Annotated in this window: 2 protein-coding genes; both read left to right on the forward strand. The window is 59.1% G+C overall.

The genetic code is table 11. The features are described 5' to 3' along the window. Nucleotides 1-419: 419 nt before the first annotated feature. On the forward strand, nucleotides 420-2153 hold the full coding sequence (locus QRD42_RS15930; RefSeq protein WP_321987601.1) for an alpha,alpha-trehalase: 1734 nt from the start codon (nucleotides 420-422) through the stop codon (nucleotides 2151-2153). A gap of 247 nt (nucleotides 2154-2400) precedes the next feature. Then, the gene (locus tag QRD42_RS15935; protein ID WP_321987602.1) at nucleotides 2401-4521 is read left to right on the forward strand and encodes a TonB-dependent siderophore receptor; all 2121 of its coding nucleotides are present in this window, start codon (nucleotides 2401-2403) and stop codon (nucleotides 4519-4521) included. Nucleotides 4522-4523 lie beyond the last annotated feature (2 nt).

The raw sequence follows: 4523 nt of genomic DNA on the forward strand, positions 1-4523 counted from the left end.
GGATGACAAGGGCTGGACGCCATGGATGGCGGCCAGAGGCGAAATGAGGCAGGATGCCGAATCGAGCCGACCGCGGGCAGACGGCCGGGAGGTGAGCGCAGTGCGCAGCACCGGTTTCTGTGCGGGGCCGCGGGGATTGCTAAGGGGGCCGCGGTGGCCCCCTTAGCACGTTCACCGTCAGCGGCGTCACGCCTGACTCAAAACGCAAAGTGAACGGAACATTCCACCGAACCAAACATTCCACAGAACCAAACATCCCTCCAAACCAAACATTCCACGGATCCGCCTGCCCCCCACAAAATTTGCCTTCCAATGCGCAAAAAGTTAAATCCACCACGCACCCTGCCCGATATTCGTCTACTGTTTTCTCAAGGTTGATTGCAGCGGTTTCGCTGTTCACCCCTCAAGGAGAATAATTAATGACCAAACCTTTTATGCGCCGTCCCCACACGCTGTTTTTCGCCATGCAACTCGCGATTGGTGGCGCACTGCTGTCCCTTTCCGCCCCGCTGCTGGCCGATGAAGTCCAGAACAAAGGCCAGCCGCAGTCGCCGGATGTCCTGCTTGGCCCGCTGTTTACCGATGTGCAGACCGCCAAACTCTTCCCGGATCAGAAAACCTTCGCCGATGCGGTGCCGAAAGGCGATCCGCTGATGGTGCTGGCGGACTACCGCATGCAGCGCAACCAGTCCGGCTTCGATCTGCGCCACTTTGTTGACGTGAACTTTATTGTGCCGGGCGAAGGCAAAAAATATGTGCCGCCTGCCGGACAAAGCCTGCGCGAGCATATCGACGGCCTGTGGTCCGAGCTGACGCGCACCACTGATACCGCCGGGAAATGGGACTCCCTGCTGCCGCTGCCGAAACCTTATGTCGTGCCGGGTGGCCGTTTCCGCGAGGTCTATTACTGGGACAGCTATTTCACCATGCTGGGGCTGGCGGAGAGCGACCACTGGGACAAAGTGCAGGATATGGTCGACAACTTTGCCCATGAACTGGACGCCTGGGGGCATATCCCCAACGGCAACCGCAGCTACTACCTGAGCCGTTCGCAGCCGCCCTTCTTCGCGTTTATGGTTGAGTTATTAGCCACTCACGAAGGGGATGACGCGCTGAAGCAGTATCTGCCGCAGATGGAAAAAGAGTATCAGTACTGGATGGAAGGCGCAGATGCCCTGCAACCGGGAGAAGCCAGTAAGCGCGTGGTTAAGCTTCCGGATGGCTCGCTGCTTAACCGCTACTGGGACGATCGCGACACCCCGCGCCCGGAATCCTGGCTGCCTGACGTGACTACGGCGAAAAACAACCCTAACCGCCCGGCGACGGAAATCTATCGCGATCTGCGCGCGGCAGCGGCATCCGGCTGGGACTTCAGCTCCCGCTGGATGGACGATCCCGAACAGCTCGGCACTATCCGCACCACCAGCATTGTGCCGGTGGATCTGAACGCGCTGATGTACAAGATGGAAAAAATGATCGCCCGCGCCAGCCAGGCCGCCGGCGATACGGGCAAAGCGCAGAAGTTTGAAGCGCTGGCGAATGCGCGCCAGAAGGCGATGGAAGCCAATCTGTGGAATGACAAGGACGGCTGGTACGCTGATTACGATCTGAAAACCAAAAAGGTGCGTAATCAACTGACCGCCGCCGCCCTGTTCCCGCTGTATGTTAACGCGGCGGCGAAAGATCGCGCGGATAAAGTGGCCGCAGCGACCGAGGCCCGGCTGATCAAGCCAGGCGGGCTCACCACCACCACAGTGAACAGCGGTCAGCAGTGGGATGCGCCGAACGGCTGGGCGCCGTTGCAGTGGGTCGCCACCGCCGGTCTGAAAAACTATGACCATGAGAAGGCCGCAATGGATGTCACCTGGCGCTTCCTGAAAAACGTCCAGCATACTTATGACAGCAAGCAAAAATTGGTGGAGAAGTATGACGTCAGCAGCACCGGCACCGGTGGTGGCGGCGGTGAATACCCGCTACAGGACGGCTTTGGCTGGACCAACGGCGTGACGCTGATGATGCTGGATCTGGTCTGTCCGAAAACGCAGCCGTGCGATAACGTACCGGAGACGCAGCCCGCTGCGCAATCCACCGCGCAACCGGCTGCCGCGCAGTCATCTGCCCCTGCCCCGACGGCAGAAAAAGTCGCACAATAAGCGGTTCGCCTGCTACCAGATTTGGTAGCAGGTTTTAGTGTGCGAAATCAACACATTGCCCGGCGGCGCAGGCTTGCCGGGCCTACAGCAATCTCCTCACTCTCCCCTCGGTTAATCCCACACTCATTTTCCGTTGTATTCTTTAACGTTAACGATAATAATTCGCATTCCTTTTACATTTGTTAATACAAATTTCCCGTTTGTGGCGGAGGCTTGTTCCGCGCACAACGGTACTCAGGATCCCGGAATGACCACGACATTATCCCTGAAACGTTCGTCCCTGCTGTGCGCTCTTGCGCTGGCACTTCCTCATGCGGTGCTCGCGGAAGATACCGTGGTGGTTACCGCCACCGCGCCTCAGTCAGCCATTGCGCCGACCGAAGGCTATACCGTGCAAAGCACCCGCGGCGCGACCAAGACCGATGAACCGCTGATCACTACCGGTCAGTCGGTGTCCGTCGTTACCCGCCAGCAGATGGAAGATCAGGGCGTGGCGACGGTGTCCCAGGCGCTGGCCTATACGCCGGGGGTTTATTCCAGCTTCGGCGGCGGCGCTACCCGCTTCGATACCGTTTCCCTGCGCGGCTTCCACGGCGGCGACGTGGATAACCTGTTCCTCGACGGGATGCGTCTGATGAGCGACGGCGGCAGCCACAGTGTGTTGCAGGTGGATCCGTGGTTTATCGAACGTGTTGACGTGGTGAAAGGCCCGTCATCGGCGCTGTACGGTCAGAGCGTGCCGGGCGGGCTGGTAAATCTCACCTCCAAACGCCCGCAGTTTAAACAGGAAGGCCATTTCCGTCTCAGCGGCGGTACCCATAACACCAAAGGCGGCGCCTTCGATTACACCGACGCGATCAACGAGCAGCTGGCGTTCCGCATTATCGGGATGACGCGCAGCAGTGATACCCAGTATGACAACACCCGCGAAGAGCGTTACGCCATCTCCCCGTCGCTGTTGTGGCAGCCAGATTCGGATACCAGCCTGCTGTTGCGCGCTTATCTGCAAAAAGATCCAACCGGCGGCTATCACGGCTCCCTGCCTCTCGACGGCACGCGCTTTGCCCACAATGGCCGCAAGCTCGACACCAGCACTAACGAAGGCGAAAGCGAAGACGGCTACCGTCGTCGTGAGCAGATCTACAGCCTGGAGTTCGATCACCAGTTCAACGATATCTGGTCAGTACACTCCAGCGGCAGCTATACCCATGCCAACGTATCACTGGATCAGGTGTATCAGACCGGCTGGATCGACGGCGGCGATACGCTGTCGCGCGGCTATAGCGGCAACCGTGGCTCACTGGATGCGTGGTCCACCGATAACCGCGTGCAGGCGGATTTCAATACCGGCGAGGTGGCGCATACGCTGATCCTCGGCGGCGAATACCATCGCTATCGCAACGATCTGTGGACAGGCGCGGGCAGCGCTTCGCCGCTCAATCCGTACACCGGTTACACTGCGCAGCATGGCCACGTCGTGACCTACAGCGACGACAACAACCGCCGCTATTACCAGACCGGCATCTATTTGCAGGATGAGATGGTGTGGGATCGCTGGCATATGGATCTCTCCGGCCGCTATGACCGCATCGTCTCTGAGCAGGTGAGCGACAGCAATGCCACCTCGAATCGTCGCCAGGATGACCATATCAGCGGCAGAGCGTCACTGCTGTATGCCTTTGAAAATGGCCTGTCCCCCTACATGAGCTACAGCCAGGCGATCACCCCGGCCTCGCTGCCAGGCGCGGACGGTACGCTGCTGAAACCGACCACCGCCGAACAGTATGAAGCGGGTCTGAAATTCCAGCCGCCGGGCACCTCGGACATGTACAGCATCGCCCTTTACGACCTGACGCAGAAAGACGTCGCCACCCGCGATATTAATATCGCCACTGCGACCTATCTGCCTGCCGGGAAAGTGCATTCCCAGGGCGTGGAAATCGAAGCCCGTAACCAGTTAACGCCACGCCTGAGCACCATTGCGGGCTATACCTGGAATCGCCTGAAGTATCAGGATTCGCTCGATGGTAACAACGGCAATACGCCGCAGCTGACGCCGGATCAGATGGCCTCCTTCTGGGCAAACTATAAGTTTGATTATGGCCTGAGCGTCGGCGCGGGCGTGCGTTACATCGGCAAGCAGTGGGCGGATGATGCCAACTCATCGCGCCTGCCGTCGGCTACAGTGTTTGATGCCTCGGTGCGTGCGGATCTGGGCGAGTGGTCAGCACCGCTGAAAGGGGCGTTCGTGCAGGTGAATGCCAATAACCTCGGGGATCGTGACTACGTGGCGGGATGCTACGGAACGAATAACTGCTATTACGCGGCAGAGCGCAGCGTGGTGGCGACCGTGGGATATGATTTCTAATC

The organism is Enterobacter sp. PGRG2 (assembly GCF_030291195.1).
Classification (GTDB): Bacteria; Pseudomonadota; Gammaproteobacteria; order Enterobacterales; family Enterobacteriaceae; genus Enterobacter_D.